At 65.9% G+C, this 23,639-nt stretch carries 22 protein-coding genes; 14 read left to right on the top strand and 8 right to left on the bottom strand.

Features of this window, described 5'->3' with window-relative positions:
• Positions 1 to 31 precede the first annotated feature (31 nt).
• A complete protein-coding gene (gene xylA / locus J3476_RS03525) occupies positions 32 to 1,252 on the bottom strand; it encodes a xylose isomerase (RefSeq protein WP_207065159.1) in 1,221 nt (406 codons plus the stop codon).
• A 128-nt stretch (positions 1,253 to 1,380) separates the two neighbouring features.
• On the opposite strand from xylA, the gene J3476_RS03520 reads away from it, so the two are divergent.
• Positions 1,381 to 2,574, top strand: coding sequence for an ROK family transcriptional regulator (locus J3476_RS03520; RefSeq protein WP_286182559.1), 1,194 nt, complete (start codon positions 1,381 to 1,383; stop codon positions 2,572 to 2,574).
• Between the two features lie 2 nt (positions 2,575 to 2,576).
• Positions 2,577 to 3,971: a xylulokinase gene (gene xylB, locus J3476_RS03515; RefSeq protein WP_207065157.1), complete on the top strand. Its 1,395-nt coding sequence runs from the start codon at positions 2,577 to 2,579 to the stop codon at positions 3,969 to 3,971.
• A 67-nt stretch (positions 3,972 to 4,038) separates the two neighbouring features.
• Here xylB and J3476_RS03510 read toward each other — a convergent pair whose 3' ends face one another.
• From J3476_RS03510 to J3476_RS03500, 3 genes are all read right to left on the bottom strand, one after another.
• Positions 4,039 to 5,925 (bottom strand): acetoacetate--CoA ligase, encoded by a 1,887-nt coding sequence (locus J3476_RS03510; protein ID WP_286182578.1) that lies wholly within the window; start codon positions 5,923 to 5,925, stop codon positions 4,039 to 4,041.
• Positions 5,926 to 6,023: 98 nt separating this feature from the next.
• Positions 6,024 to 6,770 (bottom strand): 3-hydroxybutyrate dehydrogenase, encoded by a 747-nt coding sequence (locus J3476_RS03505; protein WP_207065155.1) that lies wholly within the window; start codon positions 6,768 to 6,770, stop codon positions 6,024 to 6,026.
• The gene (locus J3476_RS03500; protein WP_207065154.1) at positions 6,767 to 8,134 is read right to left on the bottom strand and encodes an MFS transporter; all 1,368 of its coding nucleotides are present in this window, start codon (positions 8,132 to 8,134) and stop codon (positions 6,767 to 6,769) included. The genes J3476_RS03505 and J3476_RS03500 overlap by 4 nt, the downstream gene beginning before the upstream one ends.
• Before the next feature lie 70 nt (positions 8,135 to 8,204).
• Here J3476_RS03500 and J3476_RS03495 point away from each other — a divergent pair, with 70 nt between their 5' ends.
• The 12 genes from J3476_RS03495 to J3476_RS03440 all read left to right on the top strand — a co-directional run bounded on the left by J3476_RS03495 (position 8,205) and on the right by J3476_RS03440 (position 19,835).
• Positions 8,205 to 9,155 (top strand): LysR family transcriptional regulator, encoded by a 951-nt coding sequence (locus J3476_RS03495; protein WP_373889014.1) that lies wholly within the window; start codon positions 8,205 to 8,207, stop codon positions 9,153 to 9,155.
• 10 nt (positions 9,156 to 9,165) lie between these two features.
• The gene (locus J3476_RS03490; RefSeq protein ID WP_207065152.1) at positions 9,166 to 9,948 is read left to right on the top strand and encodes an alpha/beta fold hydrolase; all 783 of its coding nucleotides are present in this window, start codon (positions 9,166 to 9,168) and stop codon (positions 9,946 to 9,948) included.
• Between the two features lie 126 nt (positions 9,949 to 10,074).
• Positions 10,075 to 11,112 carry an ABC transporter substrate-binding protein gene (locus J3476_RS03485; RefSeq protein ID WP_207065151.1) on the top strand — a complete coding sequence of 346 codons (1,038 nt, stop codon included), beginning with the start codon at positions 10,075 to 10,077 and terminating at the stop codon, positions 11,110 to 11,112.
• Positions 11,112 to 11,936, top strand: coding sequence for an ABC transporter ATP-binding protein (locus J3476_RS03480; protein WP_207065150.1), 825 nt, complete (start codon positions 11,112 to 11,114; stop codon positions 11,934 to 11,936). The genes J3476_RS03485 and J3476_RS03480 overlap by 1 nt, the downstream gene beginning before the upstream one ends.
• Entirely contained in the window at positions 11,933 to 12,745 is an 813-nt protein-coding gene (locus J3476_RS03475) for an ABC transporter permease (protein WP_207065149.1), read from the top strand. The genes J3476_RS03480 and J3476_RS03475 overlap by 4 nt, the downstream gene beginning before the upstream one ends.
• Positions 12,735 to 13,880 (top strand): Xaa-Pro peptidase family protein, encoded by a 1,146-nt coding sequence (locus J3476_RS03470; protein WP_207065148.1) that lies wholly within the window; start codon positions 12,735 to 12,737, stop codon positions 13,878 to 13,880. The genes J3476_RS03475 and J3476_RS03470 overlap by 11 nt, the downstream gene beginning before the upstream one ends.
• Positions 13,881 to 13,917: 37 nt before the next feature.
• Positions 13,918 to 15,309: an amidohydrolase family protein gene (locus tag J3476_RS03465; protein WP_207065147.1), complete on the top strand. Its 1,392-nt coding sequence runs from the start codon at positions 13,918 to 13,920 to the stop codon at positions 15,307 to 15,309.
• Positions 15,310 to 15,357: 48 nt separating this feature from the next.
• Positions 15,358 to 15,933 (top strand): 2-hydroxymuconate tautomerase, encoded by a 576-nt coding sequence (locus J3476_RS03460; RefSeq protein WP_207065146.1) that lies wholly within the window; start codon positions 15,358 to 15,360, stop codon positions 15,931 to 15,933.
• Positions 15,934 to 16,067: 134 nt separating this feature from the next.
• Entirely contained in the window at positions 16,068 to 17,135 is a 1,068-nt protein-coding gene (locus J3476_RS03455) for an enolase C-terminal domain-like protein (protein WP_207065145.1), read from the top strand.
• Positions 17,132 to 18,232 (top strand): NAD/NADP octopine/nopaline dehydrogenase family protein, encoded by a 1,101-nt coding sequence (locus tag J3476_RS03450; protein WP_207065144.1) that lies wholly within the window; start codon positions 17,132 to 17,134, stop codon positions 18,230 to 18,232. Before J3476_RS03455 ends, J3476_RS03450 begins: the two co-directional genes overlap by 4 nt.
• A complete protein-coding gene (locus J3476_RS03445) occupies positions 18,229 to 19,122 on the top strand; it encodes a dipicolinate synthase subunit DpsA (protein ID WP_207065143.1) in 894 nt (297 codons plus the stop codon). Before J3476_RS03450 ends, J3476_RS03445 begins: the two co-directional genes overlap by 4 nt.
• Positions 19,119 to 19,835, top strand: a complete 717-nt coding sequence (locus J3476_RS03440; protein ID WP_207065142.1) for a FadR/GntR family transcriptional regulator — start codon at positions 19,119 to 19,121, stop codon at positions 19,833 to 19,835. The genes J3476_RS03445 and J3476_RS03440 overlap by 4 nt, the downstream gene beginning before the upstream one ends.
• 72 nt (positions 19,836 to 19,907) lie before the next feature.
• Here J3476_RS03440 and hsaB read toward each other — a convergent pair whose 3' ends face one another.
• The 4 genes from hsaB to hsaA are packed head-to-tail and all read right to left on the bottom strand — an operon-like array spanning position 19,908 to position 23,492.
• On the bottom strand, positions 19,908 to 20,474 hold the full coding sequence (hsaB, locus tag J3476_RS03435) for a 3-hydroxy-9,10-secoandrosta-1,3,5(10)-triene-9,17-dione monooxygenase reductase subunit (protein ID WP_207065141.1): 567 nt from the start codon (positions 20,472 to 20,474) through the stop codon (positions 19,908 to 19,910).
• A 31-nt stretch (positions 20,475 to 20,505) separates the two neighbouring features.
• The gene (hsaC, locus tag J3476_RS03430) at positions 20,506 to 21,405 is read right to left on the bottom strand and encodes an iron-dependent extradiol dioxygenase HsaC (protein WP_152518893.1); all 900 of its coding nucleotides are present in this window, start codon (positions 21,403 to 21,405) and stop codon (positions 20,506 to 20,508) included.
• Positions 21,402 to 22,307, bottom strand: coding sequence for a 4,5:9,10-diseco-3-hydroxy-5,9,17-trioxoandrosta-1(10),2-diene-4-oate hydrolase (hsaD, locus tag J3476_RS03425; protein ID WP_207065140.1), 906 nt, complete (start codon positions 22,305 to 22,307; stop codon positions 21,402 to 21,404). Before hsaD ends, hsaC begins: the two co-directional genes overlap by 4 nt.
• Positions 22,308 to 23,492, bottom strand: coding sequence for a 3-hydroxy-9,10-secoandrosta-1,3,5(10)-triene-9,17-dione monooxygenase oxygenase subunit (gene hsaA / locus J3476_RS03420; protein ID WP_207065139.1), 1,185 nt, complete (start codon positions 23,490 to 23,492; stop codon positions 22,308 to 22,310).
• Positions 23,493 to 23,639 lie beyond the last annotated feature (147 nt).

Below are 23,639 nucleotides of genomic sequence, written 5' to 3'. Positions count from 1 at the left end.
GGTTGGTTGTCGATATCGGTGCGCCTGACCGTCACCTGGCTCCCATCAGGTGCTCGAGTGCCAACTGTTGAAGGGCGACGAATCCGCAACCCTTTCCACCGAAGTAGGCGTCCGCGTCGAATTGCTCGTAGGCGGTGTGGTCGGCGATCAGATCGGCGTAGGACTCGCCCGCGTCGAGGGTGGGCTGGCGCAACTCCTCCACCTTGGCCGCGGCCATCGCGGCGACGACCTCAGGATCGGCGCGGAATGCGGCCGCGCGTTCGCGCAACAGCAGGTACATCCGCATGTTGGCCGCAGCGGAGGCCCAGACACCGTCGGCGTCCTCGGTACGGCTCGGCTTGTAGTCGAAGTGCCGGGGCCCGTCGTAGGCGGGCCCGCCGCCGGGGGCACCGTGTTCGAGGAGGTCGACGAGCGCGAAGGCATTGGCCAGATCACCATGGCCGAACACCAGGTCCTGGTCGAACTTGATCCCGCGCTGTCCGTTGAGGTCGATGTGAAACAGCTTGTCGCTGTACAGCGCCTGGCTGATCCCGTGCATGAAATTCAACCCGGCCATCTGCTCGTGACCGGTCTCCGGATTCACCCCGACCATGTCGGGGTGGGCGAGGGTCTCGATGAAGGCCAGCGCATGTCCCACCGTGGGTAGCAGAATGTCGCCTCGAGGCTCGTTGGGTTTGGGTTCGATGGCGAAGCGGATTCCGACACCTTGATCGATCACGTACTGGCACAACAGATCGAGCGCTTCGCGATACCGTTCCAGCGCGGCTCGGACATCCTTGGCCGAATCGTATTCGCTTCCTTCACGACCACCCCACATGACGAAGGTGTGCGCTCCGAGTTCTGCGGCCAGGTCGATGTTGCGCAAGACCTTACGGAGAGCGAACCGACGCACTGCACGGTCGTTGCTGGTGAACCCGCCGTCTTTGAAGACCGGCTGGGTGAACAGGTTGGTCGTCACCATCGGCACGACCAGACCCGTCGCGCTCAATGCCGAGGACAGTCGGTCGATCATTCGGCGTCGCTCGGTATCCGAACTTCCGAACGCAAACAGGTCGTCGTCGTGCAGTGTGACACCGTATGCACCGAGATCCGCGAGCCGTTCCACAGCCTCGGTCACGTCCAGCAGGGGCCGTGTCGCGACGCCGAACGGGTCATTGCCTTGCCAACCGATCGTCCACAGGCCGAACGAGAACTTGTCGGACCGCCGCGGGATGAGGGAGTCCGACGCGGCGCGGGATTCCAGGACGGTCATCGCGGATGCTCCTCCGAGATCATGAGGTGTCGGTGCGGGCCACGCGGCCCAGACCATTTTGTTTTGTTCTCCGCCCGAACATAAGATGTGGCCTGCAACACTGTCAAGACCGAATGCAAGGGGTGGTTGTGGCGTTGAAGCCGACCGGAAATGGCAGCACGGTCCGAGTCGGGACCAACACCGATGACGTCCGCCGGCGCAATCTGTCGACCGTGTTGACGCTGGTTCACCGGCATCGCGCCCTCACTCGCGCCGAGCTCACTCGGCACACCGGGCTGTCCCGGTCGACCACCAAGGATCTCGTCGAACAATTGGTCGCGCGCGGACTCGTCGAAGAATCCCCCGCCGCGGCGCCGTCTCAGGTGGGCAGACCCAGTCCGGTCGTGCGCCCGGCACACAAGGTGCTGGCCGCGGCAGTGACACCGGAAGTCGACGCGGTCACCGTGGGCCTGGTGGGCATGGGCGGCGCAGTCCTGCGAGTGCTGCGCTGTGCCACCGACCGGGTGCCCACACCCGAGGACACTGTGGCGATTGTCGTGGACACGCTTGCCGAGATCCGCCGCACATTGAGCGATGCGCAGTCCATCACGGCCGTGGGAGTCGCGGTCCCCGGTCTGGTACACAGTCGGCAGTCGGCCGTACAACTGGCACCCAATCTCGATTGGCATGACGCCGATATCGGCCCGATGCTCAGCGCCGCAACGGAACTGCCTGTGTACGCAGCCAACGATGCCAACGCCGGGGCGATCGCCGAGCATCTGTTCGGCAACCATCACAGCGCCGAACACCTCATCTATGTCAACGGCGGCCCGAGCGGCATCGGCGCCGGCTTCGTGGTCGCCGGCGGCCTGCTCGAAGGGCTGGCCGGTTATGCCGGCGAATTGGGCCACACCTTTGTGGGGGGGACCGGCGCGTGCCACTGCGGCAGCATCGGCTGCTTGGAGACCGAGGTGACCCACGCGCCGCTCGCACGGCTGTTGTCCGAACTCGACAGCGAGTCAGGCGGACCCACCGAACACAGCTCGGCAGAACCGAATCAGGACGAGCGGCAGGTACTCAGCGGGCAGACTCGGGCATTGGCGATCGCCCTGGGCAATGCGATCAACATGCTCAACCCCGGCCTGATCGTGCTGGGTGGCTTCCTTCGGGTCTTCCCCCGGTACGCCGCAGAGGCCCTGCGCGCCGAACTGGCCCGCCACAGCATGACCGCCCCGCGACAGCTGGTCCGTGTCGTTCCCGCCACCCTGGGGGCAGACACCCTGATGATCGGCGCCGCCGAACTGGCCTTTGGTCCCGTGCTCGCCGACCCCGGAAGGAACTGACGATGTCCCTTGTCGCCGGTATAGATTCGTCCACACAGTCATGCAAGGTATTGGTGTGCGACGCGGACAGCGGAGAGATCCTGCGCTCGGCGTCCGCACCGCATCCCGATGGCACCGAGGTCCATCCTGATCGTTGGTGGGATGCGCTCGAGCAGGCCATGAGCGCCGTCGGCGGCATCGCCGACGTCGCGGCAGTCTCGGTCGGCGCCCAGCAGCACGGCATGGTCTGCCTGGATTCCCACGGCCGAGTCGTTCGAGACGCATTGCTGTGGAACGACACCCGGTCTGCTCACGCGGCCGCTGACTTGACCGACGAACTCGGAGGCCCGCAGGCATGGGCGCGTCGCACCGGGGTGGTGCCGGTCGCGGCTGTCACAGCGACGAAGCTGCGCTGGTTGGCCGACCATGAACCACACCACGCCGACGCGACCGCGGCGGTGTGCCTGCCGCACGACTGGCTGACGTGGCGGCTGAGTGGCTCGTCGGACATCGCCGATCTGCGCACCGATCGCAGCGACGCGAGCGGAACGGGGTACTTCTCTGCCGAGAGCAACGCCGTCCAGCCCGACCTGTTGGAACTGGCCTTCCGCGGGAGGCGTCCCGTGGTTCCGCAAGTCCTCGGCCCCCGGGAATCGGCCGGCACCGCTTCCCAGGGGGCGCTGCTGGGTGCCGGCGCGGGCGACAACGCCGCTGCCGCGTTGGGGCTGGGGGCAGTTCCCGGGGACTGCATCGTCTCCCTCGGAACCTCCGGTGTGGTGAGCGCCGTGGCCACGGCCGCTCCACACGACGCCGACGGCCTCGTCGCAGGTTTCGCTGATGCGACGGGACGGCAGTTGCCCCTGGTGTGCACTCTCAACGGCGCCCCGGTACTCGCCGCCGTGGCGGCGATGCTGAAGGTGGACTTCACCGAGTTCGACCGCCTCGCGCTGTCGGCACCGCCGGGCTCCGAAGGCATGGTGTTGATTCCCTATTTCGACGGGGAACGTTCACCCAATCTGCCAGACGCTTCGGGCGCGCTGCACGGCGTCACCTCCCGGAACATGACCGCGGCGAACATGGCCCGCGCCGCTGTCGAGGGTCTACTCAGTTCGATGGCGTTCTGCGTCGACACCATCGGCGGTCAAGGAGTCGACGTCGAGAGAATCATCCTGGTCGGAGGTGGCGCCCGATCAGAGGCAGTCCGGCAGATTGCGCCCGCCGTGCTCGGGCTCGACGTCCACGTGCCGAGACCGTCCGAGTACGTCGCACTCGGAGCGGCCCGTCAGGCGGCCTGGGTTCTCGGCGGTCAGTCTGCCCCGCCGCCGTGGTCGGTGGGCAGCCCAGCCGTGTACACGGCCGACCCAACGCCGCACGTGCGGGAGCGCTACGACTCCGCGCAGACGCTGACGTTGCGGTGACGTGTCCGTGGCCGAACCCCCGTCAGCCGCCGCAGCATCATCGAAGACGGACTGAGCATCAACCTCATCACGTTCGACGCTGCGTGAGGTACCAGTCGAGCAGCGCCGGATCGTCGACGGCGCTGCGCTCGACGACCTTGGCTGAATCACCGCCCTGGAAGAGCTTTTTGACGGGCACCTCGAGCTTCTTGCCAGTGCGGGTGTGCGGCACTCCCGGCGCGACGATGATGTCGTCGGGGACATGCCGCGGCGAAACCTCGGTGCGAATGGTGTCCTTGATCGTCTCGCGCAACTCGTCGGTCAACTCGAGTCCGTCGGCCAGGACGACGAACAACGGCATCCAGTAGCCGCCGTCGGACTGCTCGGCGCCGATCACCAGCGCCTCGACCACTTCGGGAAGGCTTTCGACGGCCTGGTAGATGTCGGCACTACCCATGCGGATGCCGTGCCGGTTGAGGGTGGAGTCGGAGCGCCCGTGCACGATCACGCTGCCGTGATCGGTGAGGGTGATCCAGTCCCCGTGCCGCCATACGCCCGGGAACATCTCGAAATACGCGTCGCGGTAACGCTGCCCATCAGGGTCATTCCAGAATTTCACCGGCATCGAAGGCAGCGGCTTGGTGATCACGAGTTCACCGACCTCGCCGCGTACCGGTTTGCCGGATTCGTCCCACGCCTCCAACGCGCAGCCCAGATAGGGGGCGGACAGCTCGCCCGGCCACACCGGCACGGTGCGCACCCCCCCGGCGAATGCAGACACCACGTCGGTGCCGCCACTGATGGACGCGACCTGCACGCCCACGTGTTCGGCCAGCCACAGCGATGAGGCCGGCGGGAGTGACGACCCGGTGATACCGACCGTCCGCAGCGCGGACAGGTCGTGGCTCTTGCTCGGATCCGCATCGGCCTTCATGCAACCCAGCACATAGCCTGGGCTGGTGCCCAGCACTGTGGCCCGCACCCGGGAGGCGATGCCCCACAGCGCATCTGGTGTCGGCGACGAGGGGCTGCCGTCGTAGCAGACGATCGTCGCACCCACCAGCAGGCCGGCCACCTGGAAGTTCCACATCATCCAGCTGGGGCTGGTGAACCAGAAGAACGTGTCGTCGCGATCCATGTCCGACTGCAGTGCAACGGCTTTCAGATGCTCCACGACAACACCGCCGTGACCGTGCACGATGCCCTTCGGCAGCCCGGTGGTGCCTGACGAGAACAGAATCCACAGCGGATGGTCGAACTCGACGGCGACGGTGTCGACGGGCTGGTCGCTGTGGGCGGCAAGGTCGTCGAGACCCAGCGTGGCCACCAGGGTCGGTAAACCGGCACTCAGCGCCGCGACGTCCTCGTGTTTGTCGCGGTACTTACCGGCGAACACATAGCCGTCCGCGGCGATCAGCACCTTCGGTTCCAGCTGCCCCAGCCGGTCCAGCGCCGCCTTGGCCGAATAGTCCTGCCCGCACGCGCTCCACACCGCCCCCACGGATGCGGTGGCCAGGAACGCGATCACGGCTTCGGGGATGTTGGGCAGGTAGCCCACCACGCGATCCCCCGGCTCGACCCCGTGGGAACGCAGCGTCTGGGCGAGGGCCGCCGTGCGGCCGAGCAGTTCGTCCCAGGACATCTCCCGGTCCGGCTCCTGCTCGCTGACGTGGACGATCGCCGGGCGATCGGCACGTGCGTGGCGGATCACCTGATCGACATAGTTCAGCGACGTGCCCGGGAACCACCGGGCGCCGGGCATGTCGACGGACTCCACGACGGTCTCGCCGCGTTCGCCGAGCTCGAAGTAGTCCCACAGCGCCGCCCAGAAATCGTCGAGATTCTCGACCGACCAGCGCCACAGCGCGGCGTAGTCACCGAACTGCCCACCGGTGCGGGCTTCGACGAACCGCGCGAAGTCGGTGACCCGCGCATCGGCGATGTCCTGCTCGGTCGGTTCCCACTGGGTTTGAATTGCCGGCCCGCCGGCGTGGGTTTCAATTGCCGGCCCGCCGGCGTGGGTTTGTCTTGCCGGCCCGCCGGCGTGGGCTTGTCTTACCGGGACCTGCTCGCTCACCGGGCGCTCCATCCACCGTCCATCGTGTAGGACGCCCCGGTCACCATGCCCGCGTTCGGCGACGCCAGCCACCCCACCAGTGAGCCGACCTCTTCGGGCTCCACAAGACGTTTCACCGCGCTCTCCTTCAGCAGGATCTCCGCCACCACCTCGTCCTCGCCGATGTTATGCGTTCGGGCTTGGTCGGCGATCTGCTTCGTCACCAGCGGGGTGCGGACGTAGCCGGGGTTGACGCAGTTGCTGGTGACGCCGTGCGGACCGCCTTCCAGCGCTGTGACCTTCGACAGACCTTCGAGCGCGTGCTTGGCGGTGACATAGGCGGCCTTGAACGGCGATGCGCGCAAGCCGTGGATGGACGAGATGTTGATGACGCGGCCGAACTCGTTGCGGTACATGTGCGGAAGTGCGGCCCGGATCAGCAGGAACGGCGCCTCGACCATCAGCGTCATCATCAGACGGAACCTGTCGGGCGGAAATGCCGCGATCTCGCTGACCGTCTGTACGCCGGCATTGTTGACCAGGATGTCGGTGTGCAAGTCCAGGTCCTCGAGCGCCCCGACATCCAGCAGGTCCAGCGTCCATGCGGAACCACCGATCTCGTCGGCGACACTCTGCGCGCCCGCCTCGTCGATGTCGGCGACGGTCACCTTCGCACCGCGCTGCGCCAGTTCCCGCGCACACGCCGCCCCGATTCCGCCGGCGCCGCCGGTGATGAGAGCCGAACGGCCGTCGAGGTCGTTCACCGCGCCCCCGCCTCCGCCAGCTGCTCGCGGTCGGCGGCGTCGATCATCGCCAGGTCGACACCGTTGGTCTCGCGCATGAACAGCGCTGCCACCAAGGTGATGATCGCGGCGACTGCGAGGTAGATCGCGATCGGTACCCAGGAGTCATAGATGTCGAGCAGCTTCACGGAGATGATCGGGGCCAGCGACCCCGCCACGATCGAGGTCACTTGATACCCCAGCGACACACCGGAATACCGCATGCGGGTCGGGAACATCTCGGCCATGATCGCCGGCTGCGGCGAGTACATCAGGGCGTGGATCATCAGGCCGAGAACGATGGCGCCGATGACGAACAGGTAGTTACCGGTGTCCATCATCGGGAACCCGATGAATCCCCACGCTGCCGCGCCGATGGCGCCGACGATGTAGACCGGACGGCGACCGATGCGATCGGAGAGCCGACCCACCTGGGGGATGATCAGGAAGTGCACTCCGTGCGCGATCAGCAGCCACAACAGGATGTCGCCGGTATCGGCGCCGACCTGCTGGCTCAGATAGGTGATCGACACGATGACCACGAGGTAGTACATGATGTTCTCGGCGAACCGCAGGCCCATCGCGGTGAACACGCCGCGCGGGTAGCGCTTCAGCACCTCCACGACACCGTAGGACACCGCCTTCACGCGCTCGACCTCTGCTTGGGCCGCCACGAAGATCGGTGCGTCGGTGACCTTGGTGCGGATGTAGTAGCCGATCAGCACCACCACGGCCGACAGCCAGAACGCCACACGCCAACCCCAGGACAGAAACGCCTCGTCCGACAGCGTCGTGGTCAAGACCAGCAAAACGACGGTGGCGAGCATGTTGCCGACGGGCACGGCGGCCTGCGGCCAGCTGGCCCACAATGCGCGCTGCCGGTCGGGGCTGTGCTCGGCGACGAGCAGCACGGCGCCACCCCACTCTCCGCCGACTGCGAAGCCCTGGAGGAACCGCAGCACCACGAGCAGGGCCGGCGCCCAGTAACCGATCTGACCGAACGTCGGTAGGCATCCCATCAAGAAGGTGGCGGCACCGACCAGGAGCAGGCTGAACTGCAACAGCTTCTTGCGGCCGTACTTGTCGCCGAAATGCCCGAAGACCACACCGCCGAGGGGTCGGGCGAGGAAGCCGACCGCGTACGTCAGAAACGCCGCCAGGATCGCGTCGAGCTCGCTGCCGGTTTGGGCGAAGAACACCTTGTTGAACACCAGGGTCGCCGCCGTGCCGTAGAGAAAGAACTCGTACCACTCGACGACGGTGCCGGCCATCGACGCGGCGACAACGCGTTTCAGTCCGGTGCTGACCTTGCCCCCCGATGCATCGGAGCTTTGTTGGGTGGTCATCGGTACTCCCTCCTCTGTGACAGCCGCCACACTCAGTCGTGAGTATTCATGCAGGTGCCCCGGCCGAGCAATGACCAAACCTGCAGGAAGCATCTGCGAAAATGCAGACATGACCGGTCCGAGCCGACGACCCAGCGCCGATGACCTGCTGATCCTGTTGGCGGTCGGACGCACCGGTAAGTACACGACCGCCGCCGACGAACTCGGTCTCAACCACACGACCATCAGCCGGCGGATCGCTGCACTCGAGCTGGCCGTGGGCGGGCGGGTGCTGGCCCGCGTCTCGGGCGGTTGGGAGCTGACCGAGCTGGGGCGCGAAGCACTCGCCGCGGCGGAGGCGGTCGAAGCCGCGGTCCGCTCGTTGAGCACCGAGGCCGGCGGAAAGCGGGCGCTGGAAGGCGTCGTCCGCATCTCTGCCACCGACGGATTCTCGGCCTATATCGCCGCGCCCGCTGCCGCTGCCGTACAGCGTGAACACCCCAATGTGGCGGTCGAGATCGTCGCGGCGACCCGGCGCGCCAGCCAGCAGCGCTCTGGCCTGGACGTCGAGGTGGTGGTCGGTGAACCGACCGTGCACCGCGCCAAAGCCCTTCGCCTGGGCGACTACTGCCTCGGGCTGTACGGGTCCCGCGACTATCTCGCCGACCACGGCTCGCCGGCGAATGTCGCCGATCTGCAACGGTTCCCGTTGGTGTACTTCATCGACTCGATGCTGCAGGTCGACGATCTGGATCTGGCACCCAGCTTCGCGCCGGCCATGCGGGAGTCGGTGACGTCGACCAATGTGTTCGTCCATGTGGAGGCCACCCGGGCGTCAGCGGGTCTGGGGCTGTTGCCGTGTTTCATGGCCGACCGCCACCCAGATCTGGTCCGGGTTCTGGCCACCGAGGTGTCGATCCGGCTCACGTACTGGCTGGTGACCCGCGAAGAAACCCTGCGTCGACCCGAGGTGTCGGCGGTCGTCGAGGCGATCGGAGCCCGGATGGCCGAGCAGCGCACCGTGCTGCTGGGCGCCCACTAACGTCGGCGGCATGCCCTTCCTCGAACACCGCGCCGACCACCGCCTCGGCCCCGCCTACTACCGGCACTGGGCGGCCGAAGAACCCCGAGCGGCCGTCATCTTCCTGCACGGATTCGGCGAGCACACCGGTCTGTACCACCGCTACGGATTCGCGCTCAACGCCGCCGGTATCGACCTGTGGGCAGTCGACCAGTTCGGGCACGGGCTCAGCCCCGGCGACCGGGGCGACTTCGGCACGATCGAGGACAGTTCGGCACTGGCCGACGCGCTGACCGAGTTGGCCGCCGACCGCCGCCCCGGTGTGCCCCTGGTGGCGCAGGGCCATTCGTTCGGCGCGGTCGTGACGCTTTTCCGGGTGCTCGCGCAACCTCAGACGTACCGCGCCGCGGTGGTCTCGGGGGCACCGGTGGTTGCCGTGCCCGCCCTGCGAGACCCCAACACCACGTTCGACCTCGACCCGGCCCTGTTGTCAGCCGACCCGTTCTACGTCGACTCCCTGATCAACGACCCGCTGGCGTTTGTCGGCGCCGACGGCGTCGCGTTGGTCCGCGAACTCGATCGCGGCTGGGACCGCTTCGGTGCCGAGCTGCCCGGACTGACCGTTCCGACGCTGGCGGTGCACGGCAGCAATGACCTGATCGCGCCCGTCGGCGCGGTCCGCGCGTACGCCGAACAGATCGACGCACTGCGGTTCGTCGAGTTCGCCGGCGCACGTCACGACGTTCTCAACGAAGTTCAACACCGCGACGTGGCCGCCGCCGTGGTCGATTTCGTCGCAGGTCAGTTGGGCTGAGCGAACCCGAGCCTCATGATTTGCAGGCTTTTGCCTGAAAGAAACCGACCGAAACGGCGCTGAAACAAACTGGTCTTATAACTAACAACTGACCAGAGATGCGGATCCGAGAGGCGCTAGGTGAAAATGGCAGTTCACGGCAAGAAATCCCTGTTCCGCTCGCTTGCGGTGGCATCCAGCGTGTTGACCGGCGCGGCTCTGGTCGCGTGTTCCTCGGACAACGCTGCCGAGTCCACCTCGGCTGAAGGTGGCATGACCAGCGTCGACATGGTGTTGCCGGCGACCTTGGGTATCGACTGGGCCGCATTCCTCGTCGCCGCGGACAAGTTCTGGCCGGAAATGGGGCTCGATGTCAGCGGCATCGGCACCGACGGCTCGTCGAACGTCGTGCAGCAGATCGTCGCCGGCAACGCCGACTACGGTGCGGCAAGCGCCCAGGCCGTCTACGGCGGAGCCTTGGAGGGCGCTCCGATCACCGCGATCGCCATGCTCACCCACGGAGACGTGGCGATGCTGAGCGTGCCCGCCGACAACAGCGCCATCCAAACAGCCGCCGACCTCCAAGGCAAAGCCATCGGCGTCACATCCGCAACCGACGGAGCCATCCCGATCGTCGCAGCGGTGATGAATTCCGTCGGCGTGACCGAGTGGGACGAACCGATCGTCGGCGGAGGCGGCGCGGCGGTGGTCAACGCCTTTCAGACCGACCAGATCCAAGCCTATGCCCACGGCGGCGGCGACATGGCCGCCATGGAGATGGGCGCCGGAATGGAATTGCGGTCGATCATGCCCGAAGAATTCGCCAACCTGCCCGGCAACATGATGGTCGTCCCTGACTCCCTGCTCGAGGACCCCGCCAAGACCGAGATCGCCATCAAGCTCGCCAGCGGCTGGCTGCAGGCCGCCGACTGGATCATGACCAATCAGGCCGAGGCTGTCGAGATCGTCTGCCAGCAAGCTCCTGAAGGTTGCACCGATCCCGAAACTGCCTCCTACTCGGTCGATCTGGCATCACAGGGCACCGAACCCATCGGCGACCGCTGGGGCTACATCGACGAGCAGTCGACCAGCACCCTCCTCAACGCGGTGTACGGCACCATGGAGGTTCCCTTCGGCGACGTGTTCACCAACGACTACATCGACCAGATCAACAGCACTCGGTGATGTGCTCGCCGACCGCCATGCTCAACGACGGCGCACTCGCCAGCTCACCAACAATCATCTCGGTCTCCGGTGCCTCGCGGACATACCCGACCCGGAACGGGGGCGACGTGGTCGCACTGACCGATGTCGACCTGACAGTCCACAAGGGTGACGTGGTATCCCTCGTCGGCCCCAGTGGCTGCGGCAAATCCACACTGCTGAAGATGATCGCCGGGCTGGTCGAACCCAGTACCGGGGCCGTCACGATCAACGACAAGCCCGCCAGCGCCGGGCGCGCCGACTGCGGGATCATGCTCCAGTCACCTGTCCTGCTGCCCTGGCGCAGCACATTGGACAACATCCTGCTGCCCGTCGAGGTGCTCCGTCTGGACCGCTCGGCGGCTCGGGCCCGTGCGATGGACCTCATCGAGATGGTCGGCCTGCGCGGGTTCGAGCACAAACAGCCCTGGGAACTCAGCGGCGGCATGCAACAACGGGCAAGTCTCGCCCGGCTGCTCATCTTCGAGCCCGACGTTCTGCTGATGGACGAACCCTTCGCCGCCCTCGACGAGTTCACCCGAGAACGCCTCGACCAGGAAGTCGCTTCGATGCAGCGGCGGCTCAATCGCACCATCGTGTACGTCACCCACAACATCAGCGAAGCGGTCGCCCTGTCCGACGAAGTCGTGGTGATGACGCCGAGACCGGGACAGGTCGTCGACCGGGTGACCGTCGATCTACCCAAGCCGCGCACCCCGGAAGTGATGGACAGCCAGGAAGCCGTCGCATTGGTTGCAGCAATACGAAAAACTCTCGCCGACAACATCTCCGAGCAGCAACTATGACAGCTACCGTCGGCGGACACGCGAAACCGCAGTCGCCGACCATCGCCAAACACACCCGAACAGCATGGATCTGGCCAGTTTTGACGCTACTGGCGATGCTTGCCCTGCTGGAAGCCGCGTCACGCCTCGGGTTGGTCAACCCCCTGATCGTGCCGCCGCCGAGCGAAATCGTGCAGGCATTGTTCGTGCTGGCCGGCCAACAGTACTTCTGGGAGAACTTCTACTGGACGGCATTCGAGGCTACCGCCGGATTCACAATGGGAGTCGGATTGGGCTTCGCCTCCGGCCTGATCATCGGCATCAGCAACTTTGCCCGCAAGTCAGTGTATCCGCTGGCAGTCGCCGTACAGAGCACTCCGCAGGTGGCCATCGCGCCGCTGTTCTTGATCTGGTTCGGCTTCGGGATCGCCCCCCGCGTCTTCTTCGCGGCATTGTCCTGCTTCTTCCCTGTCCTGGTCGCCGTGGTTGTGGGCCTCAACGCCGCCGATCAGGACGCACGCACGTTGTTGCGCTCACTGGGCGCGTCCAGATGGACGATGTTCCGCAAGCTGCTGCTCCCGGCTTCACTGCCGACCATCTTCGCAGGCCTGCGGCTGGCCGTTCCGGCTTCTCTCGTCGGCGCGATCGTGGGCGAATTCGTCGGCGGAAACATCGGTTTGGGTGTGATGATCACGACGTTCAACTCTCAACTACAGATCGCCGAGTCGTTCGCCCTGGTCGTCGTGCTCGCGCTGATGGGTTACGGCTCGTATCTCGTCGTCGAACTCCTCGACCGGCGCATCGTCAGTTGGAGTCACCGTGACAGTTGAGAAGACCGCACCCCTATCGCCCAGAGAGACGGTCGGCAGAATCGCGGACCTGGTGCGGCGCCGGAACCTCGACGGCACGGTGTTGCTCTCCCCGCAGGGTTTCACCTACGCCACCGGTCTACGGATCGTGTCACATCCGTTGATGCGCTGGCGCCATGCCGCAGCTCTGATCGGTCCTGACGACTTGGCGGGCGTATTGGTGATCGACATGGAGCGCAGCTTCGTCACCGACGCGATGCCGGGAGTTCCGCTGGTGGTGTGGAAGGAATTCGTCGAGGAACCGATGGTGGCCTTGGCCGGCCTCATCGGGCATAGTTGGGGCACCGGACCGTTACGGATCGGGATCGAAACGGACTTCATCCCCGCCGTGCGGCTGGACCGGCTGCGCGCCGCGCTACCTGACGTGACCTGGGTCGCCATCGACGACGACCTGGAACTTCTGCGCGCAAGCAAGACCCGCGGCGAACTCGATACCATCCGCCAGTTGTCGCTGGCCGCCGACAACGCGTTACGGGTCGGCCTGGAAGCGGCGGCGGTAGGGCAGTCCGAAACCGAACTGGGCGAAAGCATCGTGTCCGCGTTGTACTCCTCCGGTGTCAGCGAACATCGTTTTCTGATCGCCGCGACCGGGCTCGGGAGCCAATACCCGAACGCTGGGCCGACATCACGGAAGATCGACCACGGAGATGTGGTTCGAGTCGAAATCTTCGGCGGCCGAGACGGATACCAGGCAGGCGTCGCCCGCACCGCAGTGGTCGGTGAACCCAGTCAAGACGTCCAATGGCACTGGGATCTGGTGAGCGGGGCGCGTCAGGCCGGTCTGCGGATGATTCGTCCAGGAGCTGACCCCCGCCAGATCTACCGTACCTACGTCGATGCGTTGGGACCTTTGAGCAAGTATGCGATCGCGTTCTTCGGCCACGGCATGGGCCTCGACATGCACGAATTGCCCTACCTGAGCGGTACATCGACTGATGTCATCGAGTCCGGGGCGATCATCGGAGTCGAGCCTTTCGCCATGATCCCGAACCGCTTCGGGTTCCAGGTCAAAGATGTCGTCGCCGTCACCGACACCGGCTACGAGGTCATCTCCGACCTCCTCGACGGAGGGGAACTCTTTGTCATCGACGGTTGACCGGACCTACCTGAGAAACCTCGACTGGATTGTGACGGTGGACGCCACCGACACCGTGGTGCGGGATGCGACGGTCGTGATCGACGGCGACACCATTGCCGCGGTCGGGACGACCGACGAGGTACTGAGCCAGGACCCTCCCCGCCGGACCGATGTCGTGATAGACGCCAGGGGCTTGGGCTTGAGCCCTGGATTCATCGATACTCATGTGCACCTTTCCGAGACCCTTTCTCGCGCTGTCTTTCCCGACAACATCTCGACGCGAACCTGGGTTTTTCATTGGGGCAAGCCGTTTTACGCCCATGTCGGGGTGGAGGATGAGGGAGTCAGCGTTCGCCTGGGAGCCGCAGAGATGCTGCGCAACGGCACGACGTGCTTTCTGGACATGGGTGCGCAGAACGATCCGGGCATCACCGCCACCGGTGCCGCCGAGGTCGGGATCAGGGGGGTGGTCGGGCGCCACGCTGCTGACCGCCCGCCAGCCGAGCTACCGCCCGGCTGGTCCCCGGAGATGGTCGAACACCACTTCTTCGCCAACCATGTCGAAGCCCTCGATGCGCTAGGCGACGCGGTACGACGATGGAACGGCCACGCCGACGGCCGTATCCGCTGTTGGGTGAACATTGAAGGGAAGGAGCCGTGCTCGCTGGAACTGCATGTCGGCGCCCGGGCGCTGGCGGCAGAGCTGGGGGTGGGGACCACATATCACCTGGCGAGCAGTATCGAAGAAGCCCACGTGAGCGAGAAGAAGTACGGGAAGTGGCCGATCTCACGAATCGGCGATACCGACGGCCTCGGTCCGAACCTGGTGCTGGCCCATGCTGTCGCTGTCGCCGACGCCGAGGTCGAGTTGCTTTCGAGCACCGGCACCAGCGTCGCCTTCTGCCCCTTCTCCTCCCTCAAACTGGGCAAAGGCGCCACGTCATCAATCGGTCGATACCCGGAGATGCTCGAGGCCGGCGTCACGGTGGGTCTCGGTACCGACGGCGTCGCCGCGGCGGGAAACATGAACCTGATGCGGCAGATCCCCGTTGTGGCAGGGATGTTCAAGGACGCACGGCTCGACGAATCATTGATCGGCGCACGCCGGGCGCTGCGGATGGCGACGATAGACGGTGCCCGCGCACTCGGCTGGGACGACGAGATCGGTTCCATCGAGGTCGGCAAGCAGGCCGACTTCGTGCTGTGGGATCTGCACCATCCGGAATGGATACCCTACGGCGATCCCGTACTGGCGCTGGGGTGGTCAGCCAGCACCGCGAGCATCAGCCAGACCTGGGTGGCGGGCAGGCTCGTCTACCGCGACGGCGCAGTGGTTTCCCTCGACGAGAAGGCCCTGCGCGCCGAAGCCACCGCGCGGGCCCGCGCGATCGTCGCGCGCGCAGGTCTCGGCGCCCAGACCCCGACGTCGACCGTTCTCTACGACTGAGCAGGCTCGACTACCAATCAATCTCGAAGACCAAAGCAAAGGAGATACATGCCTTTTGTCACCGTGCACATGTGGGATGGGCGCACCGACGAACAGAAGCGCCGCCTGGCCCGGGCGATCACCGATGCGATGGTCGAGCATGCTGGAGCCAGCCCCGATCACCTCCATGTCGCCATCAGTGAGTATCCGCCACAAGACTGGGCCAGAGCCGGTGTCCTCGGATCCGACATCGAACGGCACGGCGTGCTGGGTAGTGAGAAACCGCCGCTGATATACGGGCTGGGTCATCTGCTCCTGCAGACCACCGACTTGGCCGCGGCCGAGAACTTCTACATCGACTTTCTCGGACTCACCGTGCGCAAACGGGAAGACTTTCGCGACGGTCGGCCGCTGGTGGTCACCCATCAGGGTCTCGGTCTCACGACCGGGCGGCCTGACGGGGGCAATCCCGTTGAGCACGTGGCATTCCGGGCACGCAACCTGCCCGCGATCGCTAGACGAGCCGAGGAGCGTGGCATCACCATCGTGTCCGGTCCCGAACCCAGCGGCTACGGTTTGAGCCTCTACATGCTGGATCCCGATGGGAACAAGGTCGAGATGATCGGTGACGCGCCGGGTACCTGAAGACGGCCGTCGGTCAACAACGGAAGGCACCAATGCGAATAGTCGGCGGTCAGATCTACCTTGTGACGCTGCCGCTGCGGCGCACACACTCTTGGGCCGGGAACACCCATCGACGCATCGGCCACCATGCGATCGTGCGGATCGACACCGACGAAGGTGTCCACGGCTGGGGTGAAACCCCCGCCATCCCCACCTGGGGAGGCTCCCAGATGCGTTATGGCGGTGAATCGCCCGAGACGGTGTTGGCCTTGGTCCGCGACTACCTCTTCGAGGCAATCCGCGGCTTGGATCCGCGCGAGCCCCGCATCGTCCACCGTGCGATGGACCGGGTAGCCAAAGGGGCTCCCTACGCCAAGGCCGCCATCGACATCGCCTGCTACGACATCGCCGGCAAGTCACTGGGAGTGCCGGTACACACGTTGCTCGGCGGCAAATGCCGTGACGGCGTGCGGATCACCCATTCACTGGGACTGATGCCGATCGCCGACGCGCTCGAAGAGGCCCAGTCAGCGGTCGCGGAGGGCATCACCGTCTTCAAGCTCAAGACTGGAATCGACGGTGAACGCGATGTCGAACTCATGCGACAGATGCGCGCAGTTGTCGGCGACGACGTCGAGTTGCGTGTGGATGCCAACGAGGGTTACCCCACCATCGCAGAAGCAGTGCGAATCACACTGCGCCAGCAGGAATACGGGTTGCTGCTGTGCGAGCAACCGGTATCGGGGGCACATGGTCTGGCTGAGGTCGCCCGGCGGATCGGCGTTCCCGTCATGGCCGACGAGTCCGCGTGGACCGTGCACGATATCCTCGAACTGCATCAGCGGGGGGCGGCAGAGTGCTTCAGTTGCTACGTGACCAAGCCGGGTGGCCTGTGGCGCGCCCGCCAGCAAGCCGAGTTCGCCGCGGCGATGGGTCTCTACCACGATGTCGGCGGCTCGATCGAGTTCGGCATCGGTACGGCCGCCAACCTGCACCTCGGGGTAGCCGCAGAGGCGGCCATCCTGCCGAGCGTGTGCCCGGTTACCACCGTGCAGGGCGCGCAGGGCCCCCGGATCGCAGGTGTCTACTATCTCGACGACCTGATCACCGAGCCGTTCACCTTCCGCGACGGAATCCTGCTCTGCCCCGACGGTCCCGGACTGGGGATCGAGGTCGACCAGGACAAGCTCGACAAGTACTCCGACGAATCGGTTCCGGTGTGACGACGGTCGCGGTTCTCGGCGCTGGTGCAGGAGGCCTCTCCGCCGCAGTCGAACTCACCGGGGGTGGGCACGCCGTGCGGGTGTGGAACCGCCGTGAATCCACGCTGGCCGCCTACCGGCAGGCCGGTGGAGTGGACGCCAGCGGCGTATTGGGCGACGGCTTCACGGAGCTGCCGGTCATGACCACCTCCTTGGGAGAAGTGCTCGACGGAGCCGACGTCGCGGTGGTGTGTCTGCCCGCTCTGGGTCACCGCGCACTGGCCGACGAACTGGCGACACTCAAGTCACGCACTCCGTTGGTGTTGAACCCCGGTCACACCTTGGGAGCGGCGCATTTCGCCTCACGTTTCGCCCGCCTCGGGGTCGAACGGCCATCGATCGTCGAGCTGTCGACTATGACCTACGTGGCGCGAACAGGTGCCGGCGCCACCGTACGAATCACCGGGACGGCACGGCGCGTCCGCGCCGCGGTGATCGGTGTCGACGATGCGGCGCTGGCCTTTGCGACCGGCTTGTGGCCTGCGTGCAAGCCACAATCCGATGTGTTCGCGACAGGCCTTTCCAACGTCAACATGGTCCTGCATCCACCGGCGGCAGTCCTCGCGGCTGCCTGGGTGGAGGCCACAGGAGGTGAGTTCGCCTACTACGCCGACGCCACCACCCCTGCGGTTGCGGCCGTAATGGCTGATCTCGACAATGAAAGGCTCAATGTGGCAAGCGCTTACGGCCATACACTCGATCCACTCATGATGGAGATGCTCGCTATCGGAACAGTCGATGCGCTGCCTGCCGACGGCACCACCGACGAGCAGTTGAGGGTGGCGGTGTCGACCGGGCGGGCCAACGCTTCGATCACGGCACCGGCTTCCCTCCGACATCGCTACTACCGAGAGGACTTCGGATTCGCCGTAGTGCCGCTGATCGAATTGGCCGCTGTCGCAGGTGTCGACGTGCCGGTCGCGCGAGCACTGCTGACGTTGGCGGATTGCGCCTTGCGTGGGGAGCCGACGCGTACGGGGCTGCGGCTCCACGACATCGGTCTGGAGACGGACAGCGTGGAGGAGCTTCGGGGTCTCGTGAGAAGTGGAGCCTTATGAACTGGTCAGATCTCACCATCGCAGTCGTCGGTGGTGACGAGCGCGAGCAAGAGATCGCCAGGCTGGCCGCGCAGACGGGCGCATCCGTTCGGGCATACGGATTCGTCGGCGCGGACACGCCGATCGACGGTGTGCACAGCGTGGCCGGACTGGAAGAGGCAGTCGATGGTGCTGATGTGCTGCTACTGCCGATCCCGGGCATCGCAGCCGACGGGTCTCTCTTCGCGCCGGGCCACGCTCCCCCCATCGTGATCACCGCCGCGCTCCTGAAGCTGATGGTGTCGCCGGCACATATAATCCTCGGTAAGGCCGATCCCGCACTCGCTGCAGCGGCCGCCCAAGTCGGGGCACGACTGGACGAATACGAGCACGACCAGGAACTGATGTTGTTGCGGGCCCCCGCGATCGTCGAGGGGGTACTGCGAGTGGCGATCGAGAACACCCGGTTCACCCTCAACGACGCAGCCGCGGTGGTGGTCGGCTATGGCAACATCGGCGCTCGGTTGGCGACCACACTGCGTGCACTCGGCGCTTCAGTGACGGTAGCCGCGCGCAATCCGGTGCAGCGCGCCGCCGCCTACGCGGCCCACCTCCAATCGGTGCCGCTCGCCGAGCTGCCCTCCGCCGTTACCGGCGCGTCGATGTTGTTCTCGGCCGTGCCGGCACCGATCGTGGACAGCAGCGTTCTCACCGGTCTGCGTCCGGGCTCATTGGTGGTGGACATTTCAGCGCCTCCGGGGAGTGTGGATCTGAGCGCCGCGACCGAGCTAGGCCATCGCGCAGTGTGGGCGAGGGGAATGGGGCGCCGTGCGCCGGTGACGGTCGGCAGCAGTCAGTGGCAGGGCGTGCGGAACAGGATTGAACAGCGCCGGCGGGCGGTGAGTATGTGACGAGTTCCAGCCATTTCACCCGGTTGCCGTCGCGCTCGCGCGCCGACCAGGTCCGCGACCAACTGGGAGAGGCGATCAAGAAGGGTATCTATCCGGTGGGCGCCAAGCTGCCGTCCGAACGCGAACTCACTGAGATGCTCGGCGTGAGCCGGGTCAGCGTGCGGGAAGGGATGCGGTCCCTGGAGGCGGTCGGACTGGTCGAAGTCCGACATGGCCACGGCTACTTCGTCAAGGCGACGGTGCGGCGGCCGACCATCGACGTCATGAAGTGGCTCGGCGAACATCGCGCCGAGGTGATGGACATGATGCTCGTACGGGGCGCGCTGGATGAACTCGCCGCCGGCGAAGCCGCGCGGCGCGCCGACGAGGAGCACCGCACGGCGATGCGGGTTGCGCATGACGCCTTCGTCGCCGCCGTCGGGGCCGGCGAGCGCGACCTCGACACGCTCGCGAACCTCGACATCGCATTCCACCTGGCGATCGCCCAAGCGAGCGGCAGCCCACTGCTCGTCGACCTGCTGGGCGAGCTGCACCAGCACCTGCGCGAAGCCCGGTCCGTCGGGTTCACCCCGGCGGGCCGGCTGGATCTCTCCATCGCCGAGCACCAGACGATCTTCGACACGATCATCTCGGGCGACGTGCAGGGCGCTCGCACCGCCGCCGCTCTGCACATTGCGCACGTCCGGGAAATGCTGATCGCGCTACAGGCCTGACGGCGACGGGACGGCACTTATCCACAGCAGTTGTGCACAGTGTGGATGAATCACACTCGTGTAACTCCCTGCTCAGAGCCAGGTGTCGTCCGTCGTCGCGGTCAGGAAAGCCTCGAGGTCGTTGCGCCAGTCGGCCGGCGAGTTCTTGTCCGGTTCGATGCCGGTGTACTGACCTTGGTAAAACAGCAGCGGCCGCGGCTTCTTGCGCGGGACATCAGACAGCGAGTGCACCGCACCGAACACCACGAAGTGGTCGCCACCGTCGTGCACCGACGCCACGGTGCAGTCGATGTGCGCCAGCGACCCGTCGATGATCGGCGAGCCGAGCTTGGACGGGGTCCAGTCGATGCCGGCGAACTTGTCCGGCTCCCGGGAGCCGAACCGGCCCGAAACGTCCTTCTGGTTCTCGTGCAGGATGTTCACGCAGAACGAGCCACTCGCCTCGATGGCCGCCCACGACCGTGACATCTTGGTCGGGCAGAACAGCACCAGCGGCGGGTCGAGAGACAGCGCGGCGAACGACTGGCAGGCGAACCCCACCGGAACGTCGTCGTGCACCGTCGTGATGACGGTGATACCGGTGCAGAACTGGCCCAGCACACTGCGGAAAGTGCGGGGGTCGATCGGTGGGCTACCCACTACCGATGGCTCCCCGTGTCAGCGCCCGTCATCAACTCTTGAAGCCGACGCTGAAGTCGTGTCCCCACAGCGACACCGCGGTGCTCTCCCGCGCAACCCAGCTGTGGTCGTCCACCTCGAGACCCTCGCAACCGAACTCGACGTCGAACCCGCCGGGCGTCTTCATGTAGAACGACAGCATCTTGTCGTTGACGTGGCGCCCCAGCGTTGCCGACATCTTGACCTTGCGGCGCAGTGCCCGGTCCAGGCAGAGGCCGACATCGTCGGCGTTTCCCACCTCGACCATCAGATGGACGATTCCGCTCGGAGTCTCGCCGGGCATGAAGGCCAGGCTGTGGTGGCGCGGGTTGACCCCGAGGAACCGCAGCCACGCCGGCTCCCCGTCGGCGGGCCTGCCCACCAGCTGCGGAGGCAGCCGCATCGAGTCGCGCAGGCTGAAGCCCAGCACATCGCGGTAGAAGTGAAGCGTCTCCGCGTCGTCGCGGGTGGTCAGCACCACGTGACCGAGGCCCTGTTCCTCGGTGACGAACTTGTGGCCGTAGGGGCTCACCACGCGGCGGTGTTCGAGCGCGACACCGTGGAACACCTCCAGGGTGTTGCCGGACGGATCGTCGAACACGATCATCTCGTCAACGCGACGCTCAGCCTTCTCCGCGGAGGTGCCCTCCTTGTACGGGACGCCCTGCAGGTCGAGTCGGTGCCGGATCTCCTGTAACCCCGCGGCGTTGCTCGTCTCCCAGCCGGAGACCAGCAACCGGTCATGCTCGCCGGGCACGATCACCAGGCGTGCCGGGAACTCGTCCATACGCAGGTACAGCGCACCCTCGGTGCCGCCGGACCCCTCGACCATGCCAAGCACCTTGAGCCCGTACTCGCGCCAGGCCCCCATATCGGTGGCCTCGATGCGTAGGTACCCCAATGAGCGGATCATCGTGAACCCCCCTCAGCGACGTCGGACAAAAAATCCACGGTGAGCTTGTTGAACTCGTCGAACTTCTCGAGCTGCGCCCAGTGCCCGCACTGGCCGAACACATGCAGCTGGACGCGGGGAATCTGCTTGAGCGCCACCAGTGCCCCGTCCAGCGGATTGACCCGGTCCTCACGGCCCCAGATCAGCAGTACCCGCTGGCGCAGCTTGTAGACGTCGCGCCACATCATGCCGAGCTCGAAGTCCGCACCCGCGAACGACTTGCCCATCGCCTTGGTGGCGGCCAACGACTCAGGCGTGCTGGCGATCTGGAAACGTTCCTCGACCAGTTCGGGGGTGATCAGGCTCTGGTCGAACACCATGATGCGCAGGAATTTCTCGATGTTCTCCCGCGTCGGGTCGGCAGCGAAGCGGCCGAGCAGCTTCACGCCCTCGGTCGGGTCGGGCGCGAACAGATTGACGCTCAGCCCACCGGGCCCCATCAACACCAGACGGCCCGCCCGCTTCGGGTTGTCCAGAGCGAAGCGCACCGCGGTGCCGCCACCGAGTGAGTTGCCCACCAGCGCAGCCCGTTCGAGGCCGAGGTGATCGAACAGGTTGAGCAGCGCCGTGGCGCTGTAGCGGTTGTACTGCTCGTGCTCGGTGTGCTTGTCGGAATGCCCGTAGCCGGGCTGATCCACGGCGAGCACGTGGAAGTGCTCGGCCAGCACCGGAATGTTGCGCCCGAAGTTCGACCAGCTCGATGCGCCCGGGCCGCCGCCGTGCAGCAGCACGATGGTGGGCGACTCCGGGTCGCCCGCCTCGTGATAGTGCAACCGCATGTCCTCGCGGACCTGCGCATAGCGGGAGGTCGAATCGAACGTGATCTCTTGCTGCTGAGCAGTTTCGGCGGCGAAGGATGTCATCTAGACCATCGTGTCCTGGGGCGGCAGGCCGAACGCCTCGTTGCCGAAGATCAGGTAGGCACGCTCGGGCTCGTTCGCGGCGTGCACCCGGCCGGCGTGTGCGTCCCGCCAGAACCGCTGCACCGGCTGGTCGAGCTGCAGTGCCGTCGCACCGGACGCCTCGAACAGCAGATCGATCGACGCGATCGCCCGCGCGGTCGCGCGGACCTGATCGCGGCGTGCGCTGGCCCGCAGCGAGAACGGGATCTCCTCACCGGCCTGCAGCAGCTTGTACTCGTCGGCGACATTGCCCATCAGCTGACGCCAGCCGGCGTCGATGTCGCTGGCGGCCTCGGCGATACGGATCTTGGCGAACGGATCGTCCTTGGACTTCTCACCGGCGAACGCGGCACGCACCCGCTTGCCCTGATGCTCGACATGCGCCTCGTAGGCGCCGTACGCCATCCCCATGATGGGGGTGCTGATGGTGGTGGGATGCATGGTGCCCCAAGGCATCTTGTAGACCGGTGCGGTGTTGTTCGCGTATCCGCCGGCGGTCCCGTCGTTCATCGCCCGGTAGGACAGGAACCGGTGACGCGGGACGAACACGTCCTTGACCACCACGGTGTTGCTTCCGGTTGCCTTGAGACCCACCACGTTCCAGACATCGTCGATGCGGTAGTCGCTGCGCGGGATCAGGAAGCTGCCGAAGTCGACCGGCTTGCCGTCCTTGATCACCGGACCGCCGAGGAACGCCCAGGTGGCGTGGTCGCAGCCCGACGACCACTGCCAGGCGCCGCTGACCAGGTAGCCACCGTCGACCACGGTGCCCGCACCCATCGGCGCGTACGACGACGACACGCGCACCGTCGGATCGTCGCCCCAGACGTCGTCCTGAGCCTGCTGATCGAACAGCGCCAGGTGCCAGTTGTGCACACCGAGGATCGACGAGACCCATCCGGTGGAGCCGCACGCGCTGGCGATGCGCCGCACCGCTTCGAAGAACTGCGTCGGATCGCACTGCAGTCCGCCCCACTGCTCAGGTTGGAGCAGCTTGAAGAACCCGACTTCGTCGAGTTCGGCGACCGTCTCGTCGGGCAGACGCCGCAACTCTTCGGCGGCCGCGGAGCGCTTGGCGATCCGCGGCAGGAGATCGTCGATGCCCGATAGCACCGATTGCACGTCGCGCTGTTCAATGGACGTCACGGGTATGCCTCCCAGGGAGTGCGGACTGACGGTATTGAGATTAGAACACGTTACGATTTGTGTCGAGCAGCGGTGCCCTGCGGCGGCTGGACCTGCAGACATTCATTTCTGTAACCTGTTCTAGTTATTGGGGTGGCGTCAGATGAC

The organism is Mycobacterium sp. PO1 (assembly GCF_017312405.1).
GTDB lineage: Bacteria > Actinomycetota > Actinomycetes > Mycobacteriales > Mycobacteriaceae > Mycobacterium.
The sequence above is the reverse complement of the archived record's forward strand: the minus strand, read 5'-3'. Positions and strand labels throughout refer to the sequence as shown.